Genomic DNA, 21,163 nt, shown 5'->3' with positions numbered 1-21,163 from the left:
TATAGAGAAAAGGCTTGGTCATTCACCAAGCCTTTTGTTTAGATTAGGGGCGAAGAGAACTCGCTGAACGTTACCAAACTAGCGCGGCACCAATCGCGAAGTTGGTTTCTGAGCGATTATTGATTGGCTTGGCATAATTGGCTTCAGCAAAAATCTTAAACCATTCCACAGGAACAAAAGACACCCCAACGTAGCTGTTATTAAGTGTGCCATCGCTGCCGTCTTGTTCTTCTTCATAAACAATTTCATGGCCCGCGTAACCTGTTATGCCTTCCACAAAAGCAATTTGCCCAGAGACTGCGAATGCGTCTTTATCGACGGAGCGGCTTGGTGACGATTGGTTGTCAAAGTCTTGATGATAATAGGTCGCGCCGAAGTTTGTATCGCCCATTTCAAAACGAAGCGTGGTTTGGAAATAGGTGGCTTCGGTGAGGTTATTGGTTAAATGCGTTTCGGTATGACCAACACCGGCGATTAACGCCATGTCACCTAAGTTATATTGGCCAAATAGTTCTTTAACTGTGCGCTGTTGATCGCCATCCTCAAAGCCATAAGTGGCATTAACGGTAAAGAGTTCGTTGGCGTATTTGTATTTCAATGTATCGCCTTTCACTCCGACTGCGTTTAGGTTGGCCTCACCACCAAACGCTTCGGAATAATCGATGCCATTTAAATCGTCGGAGGATGTGGCGTGTTTACCATAAGTCAGCTGGCCGAATGGTTCTGTATAGATACCGGCATAGTATTGAGAGATGAATAGATCGTCTTCATCTTTGTCTTCATCGGCATCAAGGTTGATTTGTGCTTCGGTACCACCTGCAATCGAAATCATATCTGTAATGGCGTATCGGCCCTCAACGCCAATTTTAGAGTCTCCAAAGCTGTAATCATTATCTTCGTGATCGAGAAATAGAGCTCTGGCTTTCACTAGGCCATAAAAATGTAAGTAAGCGATATCGTTATCAATGGCTTCGTAGCTAAAAGCAGGCGCGCTAATGCCAAGTAGAGCGAGCAGAGACAAAGTGTGGGCTTTCATGGTTCGTCCATTAATCCATTTTACGGTTGAGTATCGAGCAACCCGTGAGTCAGCTGGAAAATATAATATAAATGCCCAGTCGAATTTGTCTCATATTTGATAAGTGAGGGAAGTTCCTGTCCTGACATTTTGACTTAAACACACGATATATCGACACTCTTCAAGCTCTGTAAACATGGATGTGTGTTGTGAAAAATCCGCTAGAACGTTATTGCTTCGCTAGCCTACTATTATTGCTGGTTTGGTTACCTATACCGCTTGGCTCAAATCGAATTTGGGCATGGACGATTGCCGAATGCTGGATTGGTATCACCGCTTTGGTGCTGTTATTTGATGCGATTCGACGCGCCTCATTTACCCCTCTCTTGCGCTTGAAGCGATACAATTGGCTGCTTATACCCTTAGCATTGTTTCAATGTTGGGTAGCGTTGCAGCTGTTGCCGATGCCAGTCACTTGGCTTGAGTGGTTTTCTCCTTCCGCAGCGCAAGCCTATCAGCGGGTTGGGGCAGAGGTCGGTTATCTTTCGCTAGATCCTCGCTCTACCTATATTTCGCTGCTTAAAGGGCTCAACTATCTTGTATTTGCAAGTTGCTTAGCCATTCTCACTCACAGTAAAAAACGTCTTAAAGCAGTCATGCTAGCCTTACTGGTTAGTGGCACGATACAAGCTGTGTATGCGGCATTGAATGTGCTGCTTGGCACTGAACAATCGTGGGTGTTTGGGTTAGCAGAGACTGATATTGCAACGGGCTCTTTCGTATATAAAAACCACTTGGCGAATTATCTACTGCTCTGCTTGAGCATGGGGATTGGTTTGATTGTGATTGATATGAGTCGTCGTCAGTCCCACTCATGGCAAGAGCGCATGTTTAGTTTATTGCAATTAGTAGTATCGCGGAAAATGATGATTCGATTTGCGCTAATTATCATGGTGATTGCTCTAGTGATGACGCGTTCGCGGATGGGCAATGCAGCCTTTTTTGCTGCTACGCTTATCGCCGGTGTCATTGCATTGGTTTGTTATAAAAATAGGCCAACGAAATTAAGCTTTCTGATTTTTAGTTTGTTCGCTGTCGATATTTTGGTGCTGGGCTCATTCTTTGGATTAGAGCAGGTTCAACAGCGAATTATGGATTCACACCTTGAGCAAGATACTCGCTATTTAGTGGTGGATTGGAGTCTGCCAATTGTAAAAGATTATCTGCTTACAGGAACTGGGTTAGGTAGCTTTTATAGTGTGTTCCCAAGTTATAGTCATGGTGCGATTGGTTATTACGACCATGCCCATAATGATTACCTACAATTTGTCATTGAAACAGGGCTACCCTCGTTTGCTTTACTGGCCTTTGTGGTGCTATGGGCGTTTGGCATGGCCATTTGGGTGATGAAACATCGCAATAGTAAAACCTGCAAAGGGGCGGCCTTTGGCTGCCTTATCGCTTTCACTGCGATGATGATTCATATTACGGTCGACTTTAACCTTCAAGCGCCAGCAAACGCAGTCACCTTTATTACCATTTTGGTACTGGTCGGGGCGAGTTATTCCATTGGCACTCAACGTAAGCAACAGGAGACGCAACTTGTTTGAGCGAGTATTGATCGTATGTACGGGGAATATCTGTCGCTCCCCTTTTGCGCAAGTTATGTTACAAGAGTTGTTGCCTGCGGTGGAGGTGCGCTCAGCGGGAATCGCGACTGAGAGTAGCGGATTGCAAGGCTTTCCTGCTGAAAAGAGCATGATTGAAGTTGCCAAAGATTACCATCTCGATTTGTCAGCGAATGCAGCGCGACAGTTAACTCGTCAAGACTGTCACTGGAGCGACGTGATATTTATCATGCACCCTGACCAATTGAATGGCGTAGCGAAGATCAGCGGTTCGGCACGAGGGAAAACCTTCTTATTGGGGCAATGGGATCAAGGAACAATCGAAGATCCATTTGGTAAATCGCTTTCTGAGTACCAAACTGCTGCTCGGCAAATTAACGCAGCATGCCAAGCATGGCTGAAAAAGATCTAACTGCTGTGGGTGTAACCGCGCGTCGTGAACTTCATTTGATACATGTTTTTGTCTGCGATTTTGATTAATTGACTAAAACTGCCCGCTTGGTGAGGATACGTCGCCAAACCTAAGCTGGTGGAGAGTTGCACACGTGTGTTAGGTAAAATTTCTATCTTTGAACTGAAGCAATCCATTAAGATTTCTACTGATTGCTCAATCACCTCGCTGTCGCTACTAGTCGCTAAAATAGCGAACTCGTCACCGCCAATTCGATAAGGCGTCAGTTTGATTGAACTGCGCACCTGCTCGAACCGATGGGCTAATTCAATCAAAGCAGCATCACCAGCTTGATGTCCATATTTGTCATTAATCTGCTTAAAGCCATTTAAATCGAGCAAAAATAAGGTGAAAGCCTGCTGGCTGCTAATGTACAGATTCGCTTTTTGTTCGATGGCTAATCGGTTGGCGATGCCTGTTAGTGCATCGCTCATCGCTAGCTGTTTGTTGTATCTTGCCTAGTGTTCAATAGGTAAGTGACGATTGCGACACAACCAAACAACAGAACCATCAAAATGATTTGAGTTTGATTTAACTGATGAGCTTGCGCCATTTGCTGTTCGTACATCGGGCTTTTAACGCGGAAATTCCGATTAATGTAGGCCAGCATATCTTGGTAGATATCTTCCAACTGGAAGGAAAGTTGGTGGACTTGGGTTGGATCTTGTAGTGAAAATACCGCCGGTTCTAGCTTTTTTAGTCGCTCAAAAAGGTGCTGAAAAAAGTGTTTGGCTCCTGCTGAGTTCATAAAGGTATCAGCTTCATGGCCATTTAGCAGCAGATCAAATCGGCTCCATGTGAGCTCGTAGCTCAGCTCTGTTTTTCGTTGCTGTTGGCTACCTTGCATTGAGAAAGGAGTAATGGCGACCAGCGTGGAAAACTCTTTGGTTAATTGAAACAGTGACCAAGTTGCTTGGTTTTGCTGCTCAGAGTAGGAGAGCGCTAATTGACGTGTAGACGAAAGAAAGTACAGGTTTGCGATGATCAAAAGCGCCGTCATAAATATCAACATCGCTTTGGCTCGAGCGATGAGCGTAATGAAGGATTGCGTTTTATTGCTTACTGCCATCTTGGGTACTATGAATAACGATTTCGTCTATTTGCCACACCATCTGTGAATGATAGTTAGCGTGATTGATGTTGGGGTACTCATCTAAATTATAAACCAACCAGTAAGGCCCTTTATGACGAACCTTCATTGGCTTTCCATCCATCGTAGTCGCAATGATAGGGGCGTACTTCTCTATATCCTCTATTGAGGTCGTCGAGCTATAGTCATTTAGGGCGATAAATGAAACAGCGAAAGCATCAGAAGCGTCATACTTTTCGAGTAATTGCGAAACGAGGATGCCACTAAACTGATGATGGGTTTCAAACCATGGTAATACGGTATTAAACGAAGTTTGCTTAAACTCTTGTTCGATCTGCGCTTTATCGAGGGTGATTGTGGTTTGATCGGGTAGGTGGATCTTGAGCTCGTTGCCAAACACAGAACTACTGATCAACATGGTGAAAAAGGCAATCAAACTTCTCATCGCATTCACTTGCTCAAAATATAAACTTTCCCGCTAGATGGCTAGTATATGTATTGGTCATCACAATTGGAAATGATTTTATTAATAAGATTAATGTTTATGAAATAATTTCCGAGTATTTTCTATAGATTTTTGCCGAATTTGGATGAAAAAAAGGCTCCCGTAGGAGCCTTACTCATTTGGTAATCTTGTTAGAAGATTATATGCGCCACACCCGCAATAACGGGTAGTGTGATAAGCGTACGCAAAATAAAGATAGCGAACAGCTCGAAGATATTGACAGGAATGCGGCTACCCAGCAGCAGTGCACCCACTTCAGACATGTAAATAAGCTGAGTAACAGACATCGCCGCAATGATGAAACGCGTCATTTCGTTATCAATAGAAGCGGCTAGAATCGCAGGGATAAACATATCCGCAAAACCCACAACCATAGTTTCAGATGCAGCCGCGACTTCAGGCACGCCTAATAGCTCTAAGTAAGGGATAAATGGTTGGCCAAGGAAGCTAAATACGGAAGTGTATTCCGCGACAACTAGCGCAATCGTACCTAGGCCCATTACAACAGGCAGTACGCCAAATACCATATCTACTGCATTTTTCACGCCTTCGCTGAATACGCCTTTTGCTGACTTAACCTGGCTTGCTTTTTCCATCGCAAGGCTTAAACCCCAAGAGAACGTAGTGTGGTTCATTGGAATCGCATCGGCATCTTTAGCAGGCGCTGAACCATCGATGAAGGTATCACGTTTGTAACTTAGTGGTGGTAGGCGAGGAATAATGATTGCTGCGACAAAACCGGCTAAACAAATTGCGCCGTAGAATGGCAGGAATAGGTGCTCTAACTCCACTTGTGCAATGACAACCAAGCTAAAGGTGATAGATACAGCGGAGAAAGTCGTACCGACAACCGCAGCTTCACGTTGCGTGTAGAACTTGTTTTCGTACTGTTTGCTAGTGAGCAAAATACCCACACTGCCGTCACCCAACCAAGAAGCCATACAGTCGATAGCGCTACGACCTGGTAGGTTAAATAGCGGGCGCATGATCTTACTTAGTAGTGTGCCAAATAGCTCTAAAAGGCCAAAATTCAGTAGTAGTGGCAGTAATAGACCTGCAAAAATGAATACAGCAAACAGTGTTGGTAGTAGGCCTTCTAATACCAGTCCGCCCGTGTTTTCTTCCCAAATGGCTTCAGGGCCAACTTGGAAGTAAGTCATCACTACTGCGATACCACCAATAAGTCGAACAGCTAACCAAAGAGGAGTTGGGTTAAATAGCCCATTTAAGAAAGCGTTGTTAGCGATGAACGTTGGGGTAGAAATACGACAAGCCAAAGATGCTGCCGCCATAAATGCGATGATTGCTGTGACCATTTCAACCAGAAAATCACCAAACAGCGCTTGAAGTGATTTTGCCAAAATAGCAACAGGGATGGTGATATCACCGTTGTAGCTCACCGGAGCCATAAATAGGAACAGACCAAGCAAAGAAGGGATTAAGAACACCCAAAAGTTGCCTTTTGACTTTGGTTGTTCTGTCTGTTGAGCAGAATTGTTCATTAGATTTCTCGTGTTACAACTAGTCAATATTAAGCCAAATTCCGTGGCATAGATATTCACTAAACATCCATATTTAATTATTTCCGGCAAGAATACTGTTTTTGATGGGTGGTTGCAATACTATTCATTAATTATCGCTAAATATTCACGATTAAGTTTTTAATCATAACGAATACATAGGCTTATCTGTTGCATACGAGCAATGTTTTATCGAGAAAGGAAGTAAGGTTGGAATAACTATCTGTTTTTCCAACCAATAAGTGCGGTTATGCGCGGCGTGATACGCAGAAAAGGTACAGCCAGTAAGCGACGGCAAGTGTAAGGGCTAGGCTGATTGGAGCCATCAAAGCGCTGATTTGATAGTGGGTATAAAGTTTTGCACCAAGGATTCCGCCGGATAAAAAGCCGCTGAAAATGAATATAAACAGCTTAGCTTTGCGGTAATCAAAACGTTCACCACGAATACGTGCGCCAATCATAATGCCGAGGTCGGTAATAATGCCGGTCATATGAGTGGTTCGCACCACTGCACCGCTGAAGGTTGTAATCATGGCATTTTGTAAACCGCATGCGGCGGAAGCGAAGTATTGTCCTGATTCATTATCTTGCTTTAGCAGTAGGTAGGCGATAAACAGCAGTCCTGCTTCTATACACAGTGCGACCCCGTATCGGCGACCAAGTTTTAGGGCTGTACTTTCTATAAATAGGCCACTTAAGGTCGCGCCTAATAGAAAGCTCAATAAGATCATCAATAAGTGCGTAGCCATGCCATCGAGTGATTCGAGGCTTGTGCCCAATAAGGTCACTGTGCCGGAGATGTGGGAGACAGCTTGATGCTGGAAACCTAAAAGACCGATGGCATTGACAATGCCTGCCAGTAAGGCGAGTAATAGCGCGCCGTATTCTACCCAGCGCGGTAGTCGAGAAATCACAATAACGCTCCTCAGTTAGGCGCGAATTATAACGCTGGTAAGAGGAGTAAGGTAGGAGAAATTCGGTAATTTAAGTTTGGTCTAAGAGTAATGCTCTATCTGGCAGTCAAATTTAACCCAACCATGTTGGCGCTGCTCATAAACAGAGAAGCTCGGCTGCGGTAAATCTTGTTGATTAAATACTCCCACGGGTACAACAAGGTAGTCGGGTAGCGCGGCAAGGTTGAGCAACATAGTTGTGCCGCATTTAGGGCAAAAAGAATAGCGCACTTCATTACCAGAGTCGGCAATGCGGCTGTATTCAATCATATCGCCAAAGTAAGAGACTTGGTCTTTATGAAAGCGCGCTTGTACACCAAAGACACTGCCAGTGCGTTTTTGGCATTCAAAGCAATGGCATACCGCAGTGCGAATAGGTTCACCGCGACAGACGATATTGACCTGTCCACAACTGCATTCGGCATTTCTAATCACTGAATTTTGAGACATGCTGGTTCCTTGAGCTTACGACCTTCTATTGTTAAGGTTTATCACTAAAATCCTCACTATACAAATGGTGTTTGTATGCCTAAGCGCAGATTGCCTATACCTCTGATTTTACTTGTGCCTTTGTTGCTTTTGGTTGTTGTGATATTGGCTGGAGTGTATCGATTCTCCATTAGTGATGAAGAGATTCTTGCCAAGTTTCCAAGCCAAGCACAAACTTCTGACCCGATTATGTTGCAGCTGTTCTCGATAAAAACACCTAACCCATGGGTAATCACAGTCCCTGAAAGCGGTGCAAATGCCTTTTTGAACAGTTATGACGTTGAAGGTATGTGGGCGAGTGGCGACTATCATGATGGCGCTGAACGTGGCAACGTGCAAGTAAGCACTCGTTGGATGAATGCCATAGAGCTCAATCAATTTACCACTATCGTTACTGTATCAAACCAAGGTAGCGGCCTATTTTACTACTTGGTGACCTTTGAATATGACCAACAACGAGCACGAATGGTGATGAAAAACAGCGTATTTCTTGGCGATAGAATTACTGTCAAATCTTTGCAATATCAATTTGATAAGTTGAATTTGCTCTATCTAGAGCATAGCGAATCTCAATCTTATGCTGATTTGCCAACACAAAAGGTTGAACGCAGTTTTACGCTGAGTAACTCGCTTGAGTTGAGCGAGGTTAACTAATCCGAATTTATTACGGTATTGTGCATATGAGTTAGATTGCTTATATTGGTTTTGGCTAACCCCTTTGTCTCTCTTGCCCCAAACAGTATGGGGAAGAATGAAGGGTAAAGACGGATTTTTTGTTGTTGACGGAGAGAAACATGATCATCAAACGTTTTTTTAAAACCAAAAACGAAGTAGAAGTAACTTTTGAACTGCCACAAGAGCAGGCCGAGCAATCAGTCGAATTGGTTGCAGACTTTTTAGATTGGCAACCAACTCAAATGAAAAAGGTCGCGAAAACTAAATCGTATAAATTCAAAACTCGCTTGCCGAAAGATCAGCAATTTGAGTTTCGTTATCTAGTTGATAATCGGAAGTGGGTGAATGACCCTTCAGCGGATCAGTTCACACCGAATGGTTACGGTGAAGATAATGGATTGGTATCAACTTACCAGTAGATTCTTCTAATCAATAAGTTACCTAAACGGATAATGCCGTTTATCTTCATAGTATATATAAGAGGCGCATTGAAGCGCCTTTTTTAGATCGCATCCTTTCAGCAATTAGGTGACAACCTGCACAGAAATCCGTACTCTTAGGCGTTTGTTAATCAGAATAATAGGTCTAATTGTGCTAGCTAGAACGTTGAAAGCTCGCGTTGCAGAACTTCCCAAGCGAAAAAAGTGGATGCTTTTAAGTTTACCAGTCGTCACAGCAGTGATGTTGGCTTCACTTGGAGGAGGTGTAAATACTAAGCGCACTATTGATCTTTCCCTTCCTGATACTGAATTGGTCGATACGTTATTGACCGAAACATTTGAATCACCAAACGTGCCAGATTTTGAATACGAGATTCAGTCTGGTGACAACCTCAGCAGTATCTTTGATCAACTTGGATTTGGTTACTCAGATCTAATGAAGATCATGGAAACCGACCTTAACTATCTTGCATTAGATACCCTTAAACCGGGCAATAAATTACGTTTTTGGCGTGATGAAGAAACCAGCCAACTAGCCAAAATGGAACTTGAATTTAGCATGGTTGAGCGCGCAGTTTATTCGCGTTTAGATGATGGCAGTTATGAGTTTGAAGACGTCAAAATTCCGGGCGAATGGAAAGAGTTTCCATTAATTGGTGAGATCTCCGGCAGTTTCTCTCAATCAGTGAATCGTCTAGGCCTTGGCAGCGCTGAGATTGACCAGATCGTGACGCTGTTAAAAGACAAGGTTAACTTTGCGCGTGATTTACGAGCGGGCGATAAGTTTGAAGTGGTGCAATCGCGTCAATTTGTAGGCGATGAGCTAACTGGCAATCGTGAAATTCAAGCGATTAAGATTTTTAACCGTGGTCGTGTACTAACCGCTTATTTGCACAGCGATGGTCAGTACTACGATCAAAACGGAGATAGCTTACAGCGTGCGTTTCAGCGTATGCCTGTTAATGGTAATTACCGTTTAAGCTCTCACTTTAACCCTAAGCGCAAGCACCCAGTTACAGGAAGAGTATCCCCGCACAACGGTACGGACTGGGCAACGCCCACAGGTACACCAATTGTATCGACTGGTGATGGTGTTGTGCTGTTAACTAGAAATCACCCCTACGCGGGTAAGTACGTGGTGATTCAGCATGGTACGACCTATAAAACTCGCTACCTTCACTTGAGTAAAATTTTGGTGCGTAAAGGTCAGAAAATATCTCGTGGACAGCGTATTGGTTTATCAGGTAAAACAGGCCGTGTGACTGGCCCGCATATACACTATGAATTGATCATTCGTGGTCGTGCGGTTAACGCTATGAAGGCGAATATACCAATGGCAAATTCTGTTCCGCAGAAGGAAATTATAGCGTTTAAGCAGCGACGCAATGAACTCGATAAAATGTTAGAACAGAGAGAAATTGAGCTACTGAGTCAGAAATCAAGCAGTGGTGTGATTCAGTACGGCATATAAGCCATATAGTAGCGAAAGATAGAAAAGGCACCCATGGGTGCCTTTTTAGTCTTTATTGATAATGAGTTAGCTGATTTTTACCAATGACTCGCGAGTAATGTCTTGGATGGTGTTCGCGCCAGTCAGCGTCATCGCAACACGCATCTCTTTGTCGTACAAATCTAGCAGATTTTCAACGCCCGCTTGGCCTTGCGCAGCAAGTGCGTACACGAACGAACGGCCTAGCAAGGTACAGTCTGCGCCAAGTGCCAACATGCGAACCACATCTAGCCCGGTACGAATACCTGAATCGACAAGGATTTTTAGATCGCCTTTTACTGCGTCTGCAATATCAGGTAACGCGCGCGCAGTCGACATTACGCCGTCGAGTTGGCGTCCGCCGTGGTTTGATACAACGATACCATCAGCGCCAAAACGCACGGCGTCTTTCGCATCTTCAGTGTCTAGGATACCTTTAATCACCATAGGGCCATCCCAGAAATCACGAATCCACTCAAGATCTTTCCAGCAAATTGATGGGTCAAAGTTAGCACCTAACCAACCAATGTAATCCTCTAGCTTAGTTGGTTCACCTCGGTAAGCGGAGATGTTGCCTAAATCGTGCGGCTTGCCCATTAAGCCAACATCCATTGCCCAGCTTGGGTGGCGCATGGATTGAAAAATACGGCGCATTGCAGCGTTAGGGCCGCTCATGCCTGAGTGCATATCGCGGTAACGAGCACCAGGTACTGGCATATCAACCGTAAACACTAGCGTGGTTACTCCTGCTGCTTTAGCTCGCTCTAATACATTGCGCATAAAGCCGCGGTCTTTTAGAACATAAAGCTGAAACCACATTGGACGTTCAATTGCTGGCGTCACTTCTTCAATAGGGCAAACTGATACAGTCGACATAGTAAAAGGAATGCCTTTGTTGTCTGCCGCTTTTGCCGCCTGAACTTCTCCACGGCGAGCGTACATACCCGTTAGGCCAACTGGTGCTAGGGCGATAGGCATTGCCAGTTTTTCACCAAACAACTCTGTTTCTAAACTGAGGTCTTCCATGTTGTTCAACACGCGCTGGCGCAGAGCAATGTCAGAGAGATCATCGGTATTACGGCGCAAGGTGTGCTCGTTGTATGAGCCGCCATCAATATAATGGAATAAGAACGGAGGCAGTTTTGCTTTTGCGGCTGCACGGTAGTCTGTAGAAGCAGAGATAATCATAGTTTGGATCCTAATAGGGGCTGGACAATAAATGAGTCTAGCTAGCCTAGTAACTCACAATGTTCACTTAACTTATGGGCTTTACAACAAGATAGTCGAAAGCTTTGTTTGTTGTGGTGACGAATGTTACGCACTTGTTATTTTGGGATATATGGGTTAAATGAAAATAATTGATTCCAAAAACGAACAAATAGAGGGTGTGTTTTAGCTTTAATCGGGAAAGTGGCCAAAATATCAATTTATTGATAGGCGTTAAGTTGAATTTAAATGCCTTTAAATCAATTGCTTGTGATGACTATTAGTGTGTGGCTGATATGGGAAGGCGTTAGGAGAATAGTAAGCAGGAGACAAGAAAGTGAGCGTTTACTCGGTGGCCTAAATGATAAGACTGTGATCTTTGTAGGGTTATCGAAGATCGGTGAGGAAGACTAAGCCCTAGCAATAGGGCTTAGATAAAGTGAATTAGTTCTGTGTTTCTTGTTCAGGAAGGGGCAGGTACCCTTCAGGAGAGAAGTCGTCGTTGTAGAAGTCCGAAATGATTTCAAAAGGACTAATATTACGTCTTACGTGCAGCTCACCTTCTTCATCTTTGTATGTTCTAACGCCCGCAGCCGAGACCATTTCATAATGGAAAGGAAGTGGTATGTGGTATGGGTTGTACATTGAAAATTCGAGTAAGCGGAACATATAACGATCTTTTTCATTAAAGGTGATGCTCACCACAGTCACAGGCCTGAGTTCGCCATCAATATCGCGGAAAGTTTCAATCTCTCGTACTGCAAAGTCAGTAATTTTAGGATGATCTTTGAATAGTTCGTTTAAGGTCATCTCTTCCGACATACCGTTGCTTTTGATCACACTTGAAATGCGCTCGTAAAGATCGTCGATTTCGCCTTCTTCAACCATGCGGAAGTAATCTCTAGGTCGGTCGTACCGCACTTCGTCGTGGACGAGATCCCACAACCCCATACGAAAGACGTAGTTGGTTGGAGAGTTGTACCAATTAATCGCGAAGAAGAACGCTGCAAATACCGCCGCTCCAGCGAAAATACGTTTCCACTTAATTGGTTTTTTCTCTTTTTTGTTTACTGTTTTCTGAGGTGCGCGGCTAGGATTGCCGGATTTTTTAGTCTTATTGGCGCGAGACTTGTTTTTCTTAGCCATCTTTTTACTGCTGTAGATTGTGGCTCTGGGCCATAGCGAATTTTAGTAAATATCTATGAAATAGAGCGATTTAGAATTTTAAGGATGGCGATTATGCGTAACTTATTGCGCATTCTCAAGGGCGAGTTTGGTACACAGTGATGTTGAGCCCGTTTTATAAAAAGCGGGCGGGTTTCGTTAACCCGTCCGCTTACATTTAGACTGTGAGGTTTAGGAAGTTACGATTTAGGGTCAATCGCTTCTTGTAGACCATCACCGAGGAAGTTAATGGTCACTACAGTAAACAGTACCATTATGCCTGGATACACGGCCGCCATTGGGTAAACCCAAAGCGCTTCACGAGCGTTTTGCAGCATGTTGCCCCAAGATGGTGTAGGCGGGTTGATACCAAAACCAAGGAAGCTGAGTGCACTCTCGGTCAAGATTGCGCCACCGATACCCAGCGTGGTTGCGGTGATTACAGGTGCGATAACGTTTGGCACGATGTGTCTTAGCATGACAAACCAGTGACTTGCACCGTAGCCAATTGCCGCTTGAACATACTCTCGGTGTTTGACCGATAGAGTATTTGAACGCACAAGACGGGCGGCAAATGGCCAACCTAACAGTGAAAGCACCACTACTAAGCGATAGATACTAAAGCTGTCACTACGGACTAACTCCTCAGAGAAGCCTAGCTTGGTCATGTCGATACTCTGAATCAAAATTAGCAACATGATACTTGGCAAACTGATGATGAAGTCAGCGGCACGCATAATGAACGCGTCTACTCGGCCACCATGGTAGCCAGCAATCACACCTAATGTCGTACCAATGACTGATGTAACAATCGCCGCCATAAAGGCAAACGTTAGTGATACTTGGCCACCAAGTAATAAGCGGGTAAAGATATCGCGGCCTAGCTCATCCGTACCTAACACATTATCTTCATCAGGCACTTCGTAGCGGCTGAAAAGATCGTCGCCATACGGATCAACACCTAGCCAGTCAGAGATCGGCCCAGCGCTAAAACAGATAGTAGTTAGTAGAACAAGAAAGACCAGCGATACAATCGCCAGCTTATGGCGGTACAAACGTTGCCACACCTGTACCCAAGGGTTTTGACTACGGTTTTCAATATAACTCATTAGTTCGTCCCTCTTGTTAGGTTGATACGAGGGTCAACTTTTGAATACAGAATGTCAGCGACAAAGTTCATGATTAAGATGGCAGAAGTCGCCACCATAAAGCACAGCATAGCGACGTTGTAGTCATTGCCGTTAATAGAATCGACCGTGAGTTTACCAATGCCCGGCCAGCTAAAGATGGTCTCTGTGAGAACTGCGCCACTCATCAGCGCCGCTACATCCATCGCCAACACAGTGATCATTGGTAGCATGCCGTTTTTAATACAGTGTTTAAAGAGAACACGAGTAGAGGAAGCGCCTTTGGCTTTTGCGGTGCGTACAAAATCTTGTCTGAATACTTCAAGCATACTTGAGCGCATAAAGCGTGAAATGGAAGCAATACTTAGCAGGGTTAGACTCAATATTGGCAACACCATGTATTTGAGTTTATCGAACCCTTCCGCCCCTTCGGCTTCACCTGTTCCGCCTGCTGGGAAGATAGGGTAGACCACTGAGAAGATCATGATCAGCATCAGTGCTAGCCAAGCAGCTGGAGTGGAAAGAAACAGATAGGTTACGCCACTAATAATATAATCGGTGGCTTTGTTCTGCTTCACCGCACAGATAACCCCAATAGGTAAGGCAATAAAAATAGACAGCAGCGTGCCGCTACCGACCAGCAATAAGGTGTTCTTCATGGCATCCCATAGCACATCAATCGCAGGAAGCGAGAACATGCGTGAATAGCCAAGGTCACCTTGTACGGCGTTACCTAGCCAGTGGAAGTAGCGCACATACACAGGTTTGTCTAAACCGAGTTCGGCTTTTAGGCGCGCAATATCTTCTGATGAAATGTTGGGATCATGCTGGGCCATCAAATCGATTGGGTCACCCGGCATTAAACCCATAAGGTTGTATGCTGCAAATGACGCTAAAAATAGCACCAATAGCATCTGCAAAATTCTTGAAATAAAAAAGCTCTTCATATTACGTCCAAGTGGTTGAGTCTTCTTTGTTGTTATCTTTTGTACTAAGCAGATTTCCGCTCTGCTTGATTACGTCGACGAGCATTACCAATATCCGGAACCGCATTAAGTAGCTCTTGGCTGTATGGGTGTTTAGGATTAGCGAAGAAAGCTTCTTTGGTTGCGTGCTCGACAATTTCGCCACTTTTCATCACTAAGATGTCATGGGCAAGGTGATACACTACCGCCATATCGTGGCTGATAAAGAAGAATGCGATGCCATGCTCTTGTTGCAGATCTTTAAATAGGTTAAGGATCTGAGACTGGACCGACACATCCAAAGCTGAGAGTGGTTCATCAGCAATGATCAGATCGGGCTTTAACATCAAAGCGCGAGCGATGGCGATACGTTGTCTTTGGCCGCCAGAAAACTCATGTGGGTAACGTGTAAGCACATCTTCGTGCATGCCTACCCATTCCAACACCTCTAAGGCGCGAGCGCGTTGAGATTGTTTGTCACCAACGCCATTAACCTTCATTGGCTCGATAAGAGAGTCGAGAATTGGCATTCTTGGATTGAGCGCAGAATATGGGTCTTGGAAAACTAGGCCAATACGTTGTCTCAACGGACGTTGAGCTTTGCTGCTTAAACGAGATACTTCTTGACCAGAAATGAGGATGTCGCCTGAATCTGGCACATCAAGCATACTGACCATACGGCCTAGGGTAGATTTACCTGAGCCAGATTCACCCACCACGGCTAACGTTTTACCCGCTTCTAACTTGAGTGACACATTTTTGGTCACATGCAAGTAATGGGGCTCACGACCAAACATAGATCCCGGGTCAAGAACATAACGTTTTTGCAGGTTTTTAACTTCGAGTAGTGGCATTATGAAAGCCCTCCGTGAATCGCATTGCGCTGCTTCGCTACTTCTACATAGTGATCGTAAAGCTCTGGGCAACGATCGCGGAAGGTGTAATTCTCACCGCGTTTATCCAAAGGAGGCACACTGCCCGGAATTGCAGGTAGGCGATCAACATTGACGCCAACACGAGGAATCGTATCGAGCAATGCCTGAGTGTATGGATGCTGCGGGTTATCGAAGATTTCGTTTACATCGGCAAGCTCAACCACTTGGCCTGCATACATCACCATTACGCGGTCAGAGATTTGTGATACCACCCCAAGAGAGTGACTGATAAATTGAATGGCTGTCCCTGTGGTCTCGCGTAGCTCTTCAAGTAGATCGAGTACTTGTGCTTGCACAGTTACATCCAGCGCTGTGGTTGGCTCATCGGCAATCAACACTTTGGGCTTACATGCAAGTGCCATAGCAATCATCACACGTTGGCGCATACCGCCTGAAAGCTCGTGTGGGAAGGCTTTTGCTCGTCTTTCTGGGTAGGGAATATGAACCTGTCTCAGCATCTCAATGGCTCGGTTCATCGCTTCCGCTTTTGATTCGTTTTCGTGGATGATAAACATCTCAGCAACTTGTTCCCCGACAGTCACGACAGGGTTTAGAGCCGTCATCGGTTCTTGGAAAATCATTCCAATACCTTCACCACGAATTTTTTGATAACGCCTTTCTGACATGCCGACAAGGTTTTCACCTTGGAACAAAATTTCACCAGAGAGGTCGAGTTTTTTATCCAGCAAGCCCATGACTGAAAGCGAGGTCAGCGATTTACCGCAACCTGATTCGCCAACAATACCTAAGATTTCACCAGATTTGATTTGATAATTGACATCCTTAACTGCGAAGTGTGGCCCAACGGCCACACTCATATTGCGAACGTCTAGTATGATTTCACTCATAGACATTCCAATCGCTTAGTTAGTACGTGTCCAGTTTTCTGCCCAGAAGCTTGAGTAGTTCTGATGGCCTGTTGGCTCAACGCCTTTCAGCCATTTAGGCAGGATGAAGCTGTCTGCACGGTAGTAAAGTGGTAGTGCAGGGAGCTCTGTAGCATAGATGTTTTGGAAGGTTTTCCAAAGTTCCATGCGTTTTTCTACGTTAAGCTCAGCTTCGATTTGCTCGATCACTTTATCCATTGCTGGGTTTGAGTAACCAGCGTAGTTTTGACCAGACCAACCATTGTCTTTAGTCGGAATATATTCAGAGTGCATGGTTGTACGTGGCAGCTGCTCAGGTGAGCTGCCCCATGCAAACATAGCTAAGCCTTTGTGCTTACGCTCTGTCAGCGTAGTACCAAAGTAAACACGTGCCGTTTGGTTGTTGATGATGATTTTAACACCGATCTTCTTCCATTGGCCTTGAGCAAATTGCTGTACCAGTTCACGAGTCTTATTGCCTGAAGTTGTCATGAACTCAAGCTCAAGTGGCTTGCCGTTTTTCATTTGTACGCCGTTTACTAGCTCGTAGCCCGCTTCTTTAAGAAGGGCTTTCGCTTTCTCTTGATCAAACGGGTAGTTAGGCGCAGACGCATCAAAAGAGGCATCCAATGGACTTACGCTAGAGCTCGCCACTTTCTGCTGGCCAGCAAACAGTTTCTCAGTAAGTAGTTCGCGGTCTAAACCGAACAGTAGTGCTTGACGCACACGCACATCTTTTAGGTGCTCATTGTCGAGTTGTAGGTCTAAGTGTTCGTATACCGCTGCTGGGCGAATATCAACGATGTATTTGTCAGCAAATTTTTTCTTGAACTGAAGCGCTTGGTCTAGTGACAAGCCCATTTCACCAGGGATGTAATCTACGTCGCCAGAGAGCAAGTTTGCTTGTAGTGCCTGAGTATCTGACACGGTCTTTAGCGTGATGTCTTTGAATTCAGGTTGTTTGCCTTTCCAGTGTGGGTTTAGCGCAAGCTTAACGAACTGACCTTGTTTTAGGTTATGAATCTTGTAAGGGCCGTTATATAAACCCGGGTTAGTTGGCTCTGTCACGTATTTGGTTTTTAGGTGGTACTCTTTTGGATTTGCATCGAAGATGGCTTCTTCAAGATGGCTTGGTAGCACATCAGGTACGTAGTACGCATTGTACTTGTATGACACGCGATCAACGTAAACTTCAACGGTATGATCATCGATGACTTTTAGATCTTCAATGTGTTGGAAAGTTGAAAGGCCAGCATTGCCTTGCACGTCCGAAGAGGTTGCCATCTTGTACCAAAACGCCACGTCTTTGGTTGTGATAGGTGTACCGTCACCCCAGAATAGGTCTTTCTTAAATTTGACCGTCATCTTCACGCCTTTAGCGCTTTCACCTTCCTTGGCATTAGGACGGTCTACAACTTCTGCTTGACCGTTTTCAAATGTTGGAACTTCTTCACATAGGAAACAAACTAGCTCCCACTTTTGGTCATAGCCTAATGTACTACGTAGTGAGAAGCCGTGAGTATAGGCTTGTGCAACCATACTATCGATAACAGGGTGCAGTGTAGAAGGGTATTGAGAAATACCGATAGTGAGCTTGTCATCAGCGGCTAAAGAAGCACCACTAAATAACGCAGCTGTTGTTGCAAGTGCGACTAGTTTGGTTTTCATTGTGTTTGATCTCCATATCATTTTTATTTTGAGGACAGCCGACTCGCCGAATTGAGATTTCTACAGATGTGACAACGCCATGCTTAAAATCTTAAGCAACCGTCGACAAGTAGAGATTTCAATATCGAAGTTAGATATTCGTGCTCCCAATCATTGGCTGAGCAGTGCGAATAGCTAGCGCCATAAAAGTGCGCGTGTTTATCGGGTTTGTGATCCACTGTCCTTAGTGCATTCAACCCATGCTAACAAAGGTTTTTTTTATAACCAAGAGCTAAAGTAATTGTTTATATTGATAAATTTATTATATAAGTACCATGAAGCAAGGCCTGTAAAGGCTTCATCGAGGTAAAATTGCGACCAAAATTGATTTTGTAAAAATAGGTTTGATTTCGTTATTTCTCGACGCTTAGCACAAAAATAACCACTCATCCTGTGCAGAACTGTAGATTAGGTAACTGAATTTGCTTTATTTTTGAGCGATTTACTTTGCTTAATGTCATGCTTGGCAGGCAATGTCACCTAAGCGCTGTTTTTCATCATTCATCAGAGTAATTATCTGACATTAACGAGTTCAGTGGGTTAACGTGCGATAGGGTGTGTCGTTTTTTGCACTGAGGAGTGATGAAATAATCCAGAGGGGTTGCTGAGAGGGCACTGACTTTGTGATGACAGTGCCCTGCGTATTCAGGGGGGAAATAACCGCTAATGAATAGGCTATTTCTCACTTATCGAATTTTCGTCAATGTGGCGAATAAGCTTGGCGGGTGTGCCGGCATACAGGCTATCTGGTGGAACATCAGAATTAACCACAGAGTTTGCAGCAATGACAGAGCGAGCGCCAATCGTGACACCTTGGTTAATGATGACATTGCCACCAATCCAAACATCATCTTCGACGGTGATAGGCTTGCAAAGCGTGGCCCATTGACGGCGCTCTCGAAAGTTAAGGGAGTGGCTGGCAGTATAAAACTGGACATTAGGGCCAATTAAGACATGGTTACCGATGCTAATTTTCGCGCCATCTAACATGGTCACATTCATGTTAAGAAAGGTATTTTTACCAATAAAAATGGTTTTCCCAAACTCGCAGTAAAACGGCGAACGAATAATGCTAGAAGATGGCATCGTCCCCATGAGTTGCTTAAGCAGTCCACTTCGCTGCAAGTCATCAGTCGTTTTGTTAAGGGTGTGCAGAAGATCTGATGCTTCGTTGCGAATCTCGTTGATGTATTGGTCACCGCCATCAAAGTCTTCGCCTGCCATCATTTTTTCAAATTCGGTCATCGTCTTTCCAAGTTAGGTTTTCTTGCCTGAGTGGCTTAACTCAGTCTGTTTAATAACACGGAATGTACCCTGACAGCGCTAGGAACAGAAGTGACTTTTGTTCACTTGTGATTGAACTATTGGGAATATCATAGGCACTAGAGGTTTGATGTATGACAACGGATGACCATAGCTCAAAATAAAAGTGGTAATTGAATTTATAGCGCTTAGAATCCTCCGTCCTAGAGTTAAAACAGATGTAGAGTAAATTTATGCTTCGTGATTACACTTTCGATTGCCTTGTCACCATGCCTCGCCATGAATTAGAAGAGTTTAGCGCTCGAATGATCAGCAAAATGGTGCCAGAAGATGTGATGAATGAGCTGTTTACTTTCGATCAAGAAGAAGTCGATAGCGAAGACCGCATGTTATCTGCTCGTCTTGATGCGATGCTGCGTATGACCACGATTGCGCTGAGTGAAATTCAGCAAACTTTCGATGAATCTGAAAACGCCAAACAAAATAGTGAGCGCATGACGCGCTTGGTGCTTTGGCACTTCTATGCCATCTCATTTCGTTTGGAGCAAGCAATCACGCTTGAGACGCACTGTGAGCAAGTTGAAAAGCTACTCGCTAACACGCCAGTTGATGTATTCGCATGGGTCAAAACGTTGACGGAACTGCTTCATACCTATGCGGAAATTAATGCAAACCAAAACCCGCAAGATTGAGTTGATTTTGCCAGAAGCTAGATAACAGTAATCTAGCTGTTTAACTCTTAATAAACCGATAGAGTTTAGTTTAAGTCAGCAGCGAAAACTGCTGACTTTTTTATGCGCTTCGCCGGACGCTATTACTCCTAAGTTCCAGTGTTACGTCATATTGTTAGTAGTGGTTAAGCTGGCACGTTTATGGATATTTATTGTGTATAGAGTTTGGTCTATTTTTATGCCGATAGTTGCCAAATTTCTTGAGAGAGAAAATACACATGCTTATCGACAAATTTGGGGTTACCTCTTTAATGTAGAAATTTAGGTGTGACTCGCGTCGCAATTTTTCAAATTCGACGCACGCTGCAAAACAACGAAATGACAAGGGTTTCCGTTGTTTTTAAGGTGTCAATATGCTTTTAGATGGCAAAATTAGCCAGTTGCCCACCTCTTAAAGAATTGTCCTCACGCGAAGAATAAATACCTGAATTTAATGCGAATGTTAAACTTCCAACCGGTTTGGTTAATGGAAACTATAATGAATTCGTCGCAAAAAGAATCTTCCCAGAACACTCCCCCTCAGTTCGGAACAATTTATGAAGTTCATGCATCAAAAGCTAGGGTTAAAGTTGATTTTCATGGGAACCCGATAGGTCAACCAGTCTGGGCCGCAATTGGCCGAGCATTTAAGAAATCAGATCTCGATCTTGCTATTGATAACCGATTAACCTGCAAGATTAATTTCATGGATGGGGATCTGAATTTGCCTATTCTTGTTGATATTTTTACTTCCCTGCTTGACGAAGACTTACTGATCTTCCGAGCTAAGAAAATGCAGATACAAGGGGAAGAAGAGGTCGTCATACGTTCTGGTGAAACACGAACTACGATGACAGCGAAGAATGGTAGCGTCAAAACGGCGGCCACACATATTTATAGTACTGCGGAAAAAATGCAGAAAATTCAGGCCGCCAAAATTACTTTAAATTAATCAGGAGTTAAAC

At 44.3% G+C, this 21,163-nt stretch carries 22 protein-coding genes; 7 read left to right on the top strand and 15 right to left on the bottom strand.

Going from position 1 to position 21,163, the window contains the following annotated elements:
• Positions 1 to 70: 70 nt before the first annotated feature.
• A complete protein-coding gene (locus MU515_RS10620; RefSeq protein WP_260260402.1) occupies positions 71 to 1,036 on the bottom strand; it encodes a porin in 966 nt (321 codons plus the stop codon).
• Between the two features lie 188 nt (positions 1,037 to 1,224).
• Here MU515_RS10620 and MU515_RS10615 point away from each other — a divergent pair, with 188 nt between their 5' ends.
• On the top strand, positions 1,225 to 2,625 hold the full coding sequence (locus MU515_RS10615) for an O-antigen ligase family protein (RefSeq protein ID WP_260260401.1): 1,401 nt from the start codon (positions 1,225 to 1,227) through the stop codon (positions 2,623 to 2,625).
• Positions 2,618 to 3,055, top strand: a complete 438-nt coding sequence (locus tag MU515_RS10610) for a low molecular weight protein-tyrosine-phosphatase (protein ID WP_260260400.1) — start codon at positions 2,618 to 2,620, stop codon at positions 3,053 to 3,055. Before MU515_RS10615 ends, MU515_RS10610 begins: the two co-directional genes overlap by 8 nt.
• Here MU515_RS10610 and MU515_RS10605 read toward each other — a convergent pair.
• The 6 genes from MU515_RS10605 to MU515_RS10580 all read right to left on the bottom strand — a co-directional run bounded on the left by MU515_RS10605 (position 3,052) and on the right by MU515_RS10580 (position 7,612).
• Entirely contained in the window at positions 3,052 to 3,528 is a 477-nt protein-coding gene (locus MU515_RS10605; protein WP_260260399.1) for a GGDEF domain-containing protein, read from the bottom strand. The genes MU515_RS10610 and MU515_RS10605 overlap by 4 nt on opposite strands.
• 2 nt (positions 3,529 to 3,530) lie before the next feature.
• Entirely contained in the window at positions 3,531 to 4,163 is a 633-nt protein-coding gene (locus MU515_RS10600) for a hypothetical protein (protein WP_260260398.1), read from the bottom strand.
• Positions 4,147 to 4,629: a putative pterin-binding protein gene (locus MU515_RS10595; protein ID WP_260260397.1), complete on the bottom strand. Its 483-nt coding sequence runs from the start codon at positions 4,627 to 4,629 to the stop codon at positions 4,147 to 4,149. Before MU515_RS10595 ends, MU515_RS10600 begins: the two co-directional genes overlap by 17 nt.
• Before the next feature lie 191 nt (positions 4,630 to 4,820).
• On the bottom strand, positions 4,821 to 6,191 hold the full coding sequence (locus MU515_RS10590; RefSeq protein WP_260260396.1) for a YjiH family protein: 1,371 nt from the start codon (positions 6,189 to 6,191) through the stop codon (positions 4,821 to 4,823).
• A 266-nt stretch (positions 6,192 to 6,457) separates the two neighbouring features.
• Positions 6,458 to 7,123, bottom strand: coding sequence for a YoaK family protein (locus MU515_RS10585; protein WP_260260395.1), 666 nt, complete (start codon positions 7,121 to 7,123; stop codon positions 6,458 to 6,460).
• A gap of 81 nt (positions 7,124 to 7,204) precedes the next feature.
• A complete protein-coding gene (locus MU515_RS10580) occupies positions 7,205 to 7,612 on the bottom strand; it encodes a GFA family protein (RefSeq protein WP_260260394.1) in 408 nt (135 codons plus the stop codon).
• 75 nt (positions 7,613 to 7,687) lie between these two features.
• On the opposite strand from MU515_RS10580, the gene MU515_RS10575 reads away from it, so the two are divergent.
• The 3 genes from MU515_RS10575 to shyA all read left to right on the top strand — a co-directional run bounded on the left by MU515_RS10575 (position 7,688) and on the right by shyA (position 10,237).
• Complete coding sequence (locus MU515_RS10575; RefSeq protein ID WP_260260393.1) at positions 7,688 to 8,305, top strand: hypothetical protein; 618 nt, start codon at positions 7,688 to 7,690, stop codon at positions 8,303 to 8,305.
• 140 nt (positions 8,306 to 8,445) lie between these two features.
• The gene (locus tag MU515_RS10570; protein WP_260260392.1) at positions 8,446 to 8,745 is read left to right on the top strand and encodes an isoamylase early set domain-containing protein; all 300 of its coding nucleotides are present in this window, start codon (positions 8,446 to 8,448) and stop codon (positions 8,743 to 8,745) included.
• A 172-nt stretch (positions 8,746 to 8,917) separates the two neighbouring features.
• Positions 8,918 to 10,237, top strand: a complete 1,320-nt coding sequence (gene shyA / locus MU515_RS10565) for a peptidoglycan DD-endopeptidase ShyA (protein ID WP_490723099.1) — start codon at positions 8,918 to 8,920, stop codon at positions 10,235 to 10,237.
• Positions 10,238 to 10,303: 66 nt separating this feature from the next.
• On the opposite strand, the gene lldD is transcribed toward shyA, so the two are convergent.
• From lldD to MU515_RS10525, 8 genes are all read right to left on the bottom strand, one after another.
• Positions 10,304 to 11,443: an FMN-dependent L-lactate dehydrogenase LldD gene (gene lldD, locus MU515_RS10560; RefSeq protein ID WP_260260391.1), complete on the bottom strand. Its 1,140-nt coding sequence runs from the start codon at positions 11,441 to 11,443 to the stop codon at positions 10,304 to 10,306.
• Positions 11,444 to 11,905: 462 nt separating this feature from the next.
• Positions 11,906 to 12,607, bottom strand: a complete 702-nt coding sequence (locus tag MU515_RS10555; protein ID WP_260260390.1) for a hypothetical protein — start codon at positions 12,605 to 12,607, stop codon at positions 11,906 to 11,908.
• Positions 12,608 to 12,825: 218 nt separating this feature from the next.
• Positions 12,826 to 13,734, bottom strand: a complete 909-nt coding sequence (locus tag MU515_RS10550) for an ABC transporter permease (protein WP_260260389.1) — start codon at positions 13,732 to 13,734, stop codon at positions 12,826 to 12,828.
• On the bottom strand, positions 13,734 to 14,699 hold the full coding sequence (locus MU515_RS10545) for an ABC transporter permease (RefSeq protein ID WP_260260388.1): 966 nt from the start codon (positions 14,697 to 14,699) through the stop codon (positions 13,734 to 13,736). The genes MU515_RS10550 and MU515_RS10545 overlap by 1 nt, the downstream gene beginning before the upstream one ends.
• A 44-nt stretch (positions 14,700 to 14,743) precedes the next feature.
• Positions 14,744 to 15,571: an ATP-binding cassette domain-containing protein gene (locus MU515_RS10540; protein ID WP_260260387.1), complete on the bottom strand. Its 828-nt coding sequence runs from the start codon at positions 15,569 to 15,571 to the stop codon at positions 14,744 to 14,746.
• A complete protein-coding gene (locus MU515_RS10535) occupies positions 15,571 to 16,500 on the bottom strand; it encodes an ABC transporter ATP-binding protein (RefSeq protein WP_260260386.1) in 930 nt (309 codons plus the stop codon). The genes MU515_RS10540 and MU515_RS10535 overlap by 1 nt, the downstream gene beginning before the upstream one ends.
• Before the next feature lie 15 nt (positions 16,501 to 16,515).
• Entirely contained in the window at positions 16,516 to 18,186 is a 1,671-nt protein-coding gene (locus MU515_RS10530) for a peptide ABC transporter substrate-binding protein (protein WP_260260385.1), read from the bottom strand.
• 714 nt (positions 18,187 to 18,900) lie between these two features.
• Positions 18,901 to 19,470, bottom strand: a complete 570-nt coding sequence (locus MU515_RS10525) for a sugar O-acetyltransferase (RefSeq protein ID WP_260260384.1) — start codon at positions 19,468 to 19,470, stop codon at positions 18,901 to 18,903.
• A gap of 251 nt (positions 19,471 to 19,721) precedes the next feature.
• Between MU515_RS10525 and MU515_RS10520 the strand changes: the two genes are divergently transcribed.
• Together MU515_RS10520 and MU515_RS10515 are read left to right on the top strand one after the other, a co-directional pair.
• Positions 19,722 to 20,180 carry an exoribonuclease R gene (locus MU515_RS10520; RefSeq protein ID WP_260260383.1) on the top strand — a complete coding sequence of 153 codons (459 nt, stop codon included), beginning with the start codon at positions 19,722 to 19,724 and terminating at the stop codon, positions 20,178 to 20,180.
• A gap of 517 nt (positions 20,181 to 20,697) precedes the next feature.
• The gene (locus tag MU515_RS10515) at positions 20,698 to 21,150 is read left to right on the top strand and encodes a hypothetical protein (RefSeq protein ID WP_260260382.1); all 453 of its coding nucleotides are present in this window, start codon (positions 20,698 to 20,700) and stop codon (positions 21,148 to 21,150) included.
• Positions 21,151 to 21,163: the final 13 nt, after the last annotated feature.

Source organism: Vibrio intestinalis, from assembly GCF_025195085.2.
GTDB classification, from domain to species: Bacteria; Pseudomonadota; Gammaproteobacteria; order Enterobacterales; family Vibrionaceae; genus Vibrio; species Vibrio intestinalis.
The sequence above is the reverse complement of the archived record's forward strand: the minus strand, read 5'-3'. Positions and strand labels throughout refer to the sequence as shown.

Coding starts and splice junctions, on each gene's coding strand:
- MU515_RS10530 (WP_260260385.1), bottom strand. CDS start 18,186: ATGAAAACCAAACTAGTCGCACTTGCAACAACAGCTGCGTTATTTAGT.
- MU515_RS10590 (WP_260260396.1), bottom strand. CDS start 6,191: ATGAACAATTCTGCTCAACAGACAGAACAACCAAAGTCAAAAGGCAAC.
- MU515_RS10600 (WP_260260398.1), bottom strand. CDS start 4,163: ATGGCAGTAAGCAATAAAACGCAATCCTTCATTACGCTCATCGCTCGA.
- MU515_RS10535 (WP_260260386.1), bottom strand. CDS start 16,500: ATGAGTGAAATCATACTAGACGTTCGCAATATGAGTGTGGCCGTTGGG.
- MU515_RS10575 (WP_260260393.1), top strand. CDS start 7,688: ATGCCTAAGCGCAGATTGCCTATACCTCTGATTTTACTTGTGCCTTTG.
- MU515_RS10580 (WP_260260394.1), bottom strand. CDS start 7,612: ATGTCTCAAAATTCAGTGATTAGAAATGCCGAATGCAGTTGTGGACAG.
- lldD (WP_260260391.1), bottom strand. CDS start 11,443: ATGATTATCTCTGCTTCTACAGACTACCGTGCAGCCGCAAAAGCAAAA.
- MU515_RS10550 (WP_260260389.1), bottom strand. CDS start 13,734: ATGAGTTATATTGAAAACCGTAGTCAAAACCCTTGGGTACAGGTGTGG.
- MU515_RS10595 (WP_260260397.1), bottom strand. CDS start 4,629: ATGAGAAGTTTGATTGCCTTTTTCACCATGTTGATCAGTAGTTCTGTG.
- MU515_RS10620 (WP_260260402.1), bottom strand. CDS start 1,036: ATGAAAGCCCACACTTTGTCTCTGCTCGCTCTACTTGGCATTAGCGCG.
- MU515_RS10555 (WP_260260390.1), bottom strand. CDS start 12,607: ATGGCTAAGAAAAACAAGTCTCGCGCCAATAAGACTAAAAAATCCGGC.
- MU515_RS10525 (WP_260260384.1), bottom strand. CDS start 19,470: ATGACCGAATTTGAAAAAATGATGGCAGGCGAAGACTTTGATGGCGGT.
- MU515_RS10515 (WP_260260382.1), top strand. CDS start 20,698: ATGAATTCGTCGCAAAAAGAATCTTCCCAGAACACTCCCCCTCAGTTC.
- MU515_RS10540 (WP_260260387.1), bottom strand. CDS start 15,571: ATGCCACTACTCGAAGTTAAAAACCTGCAAAAACGTTATGTTCTTGAC.
- MU515_RS10545 (WP_260260388.1), bottom strand. CDS start 14,699: ATGAAGAGCTTTTTTATTTCAAGAATTTTGCAGATGCTATTGGTGCTA.
- MU515_RS10605 (WP_260260399.1), bottom strand. CDS start 3,528: ATGAGCGATGCACTAACAGGCATCGCCAACCGATTAGCCATCGAACAA.
- MU515_RS10570 (WP_260260392.1), top strand. CDS start 8,446: ATGATCATCAAACGTTTTTTTAAAACCAAAAACGAAGTAGAAGTAACT.
- MU515_RS10520 (WP_260260383.1), top strand. CDS start 19,722: ATGCTTCGTGATTACACTTTCGATTGCCTTGTCACCATGCCTCGCCAT.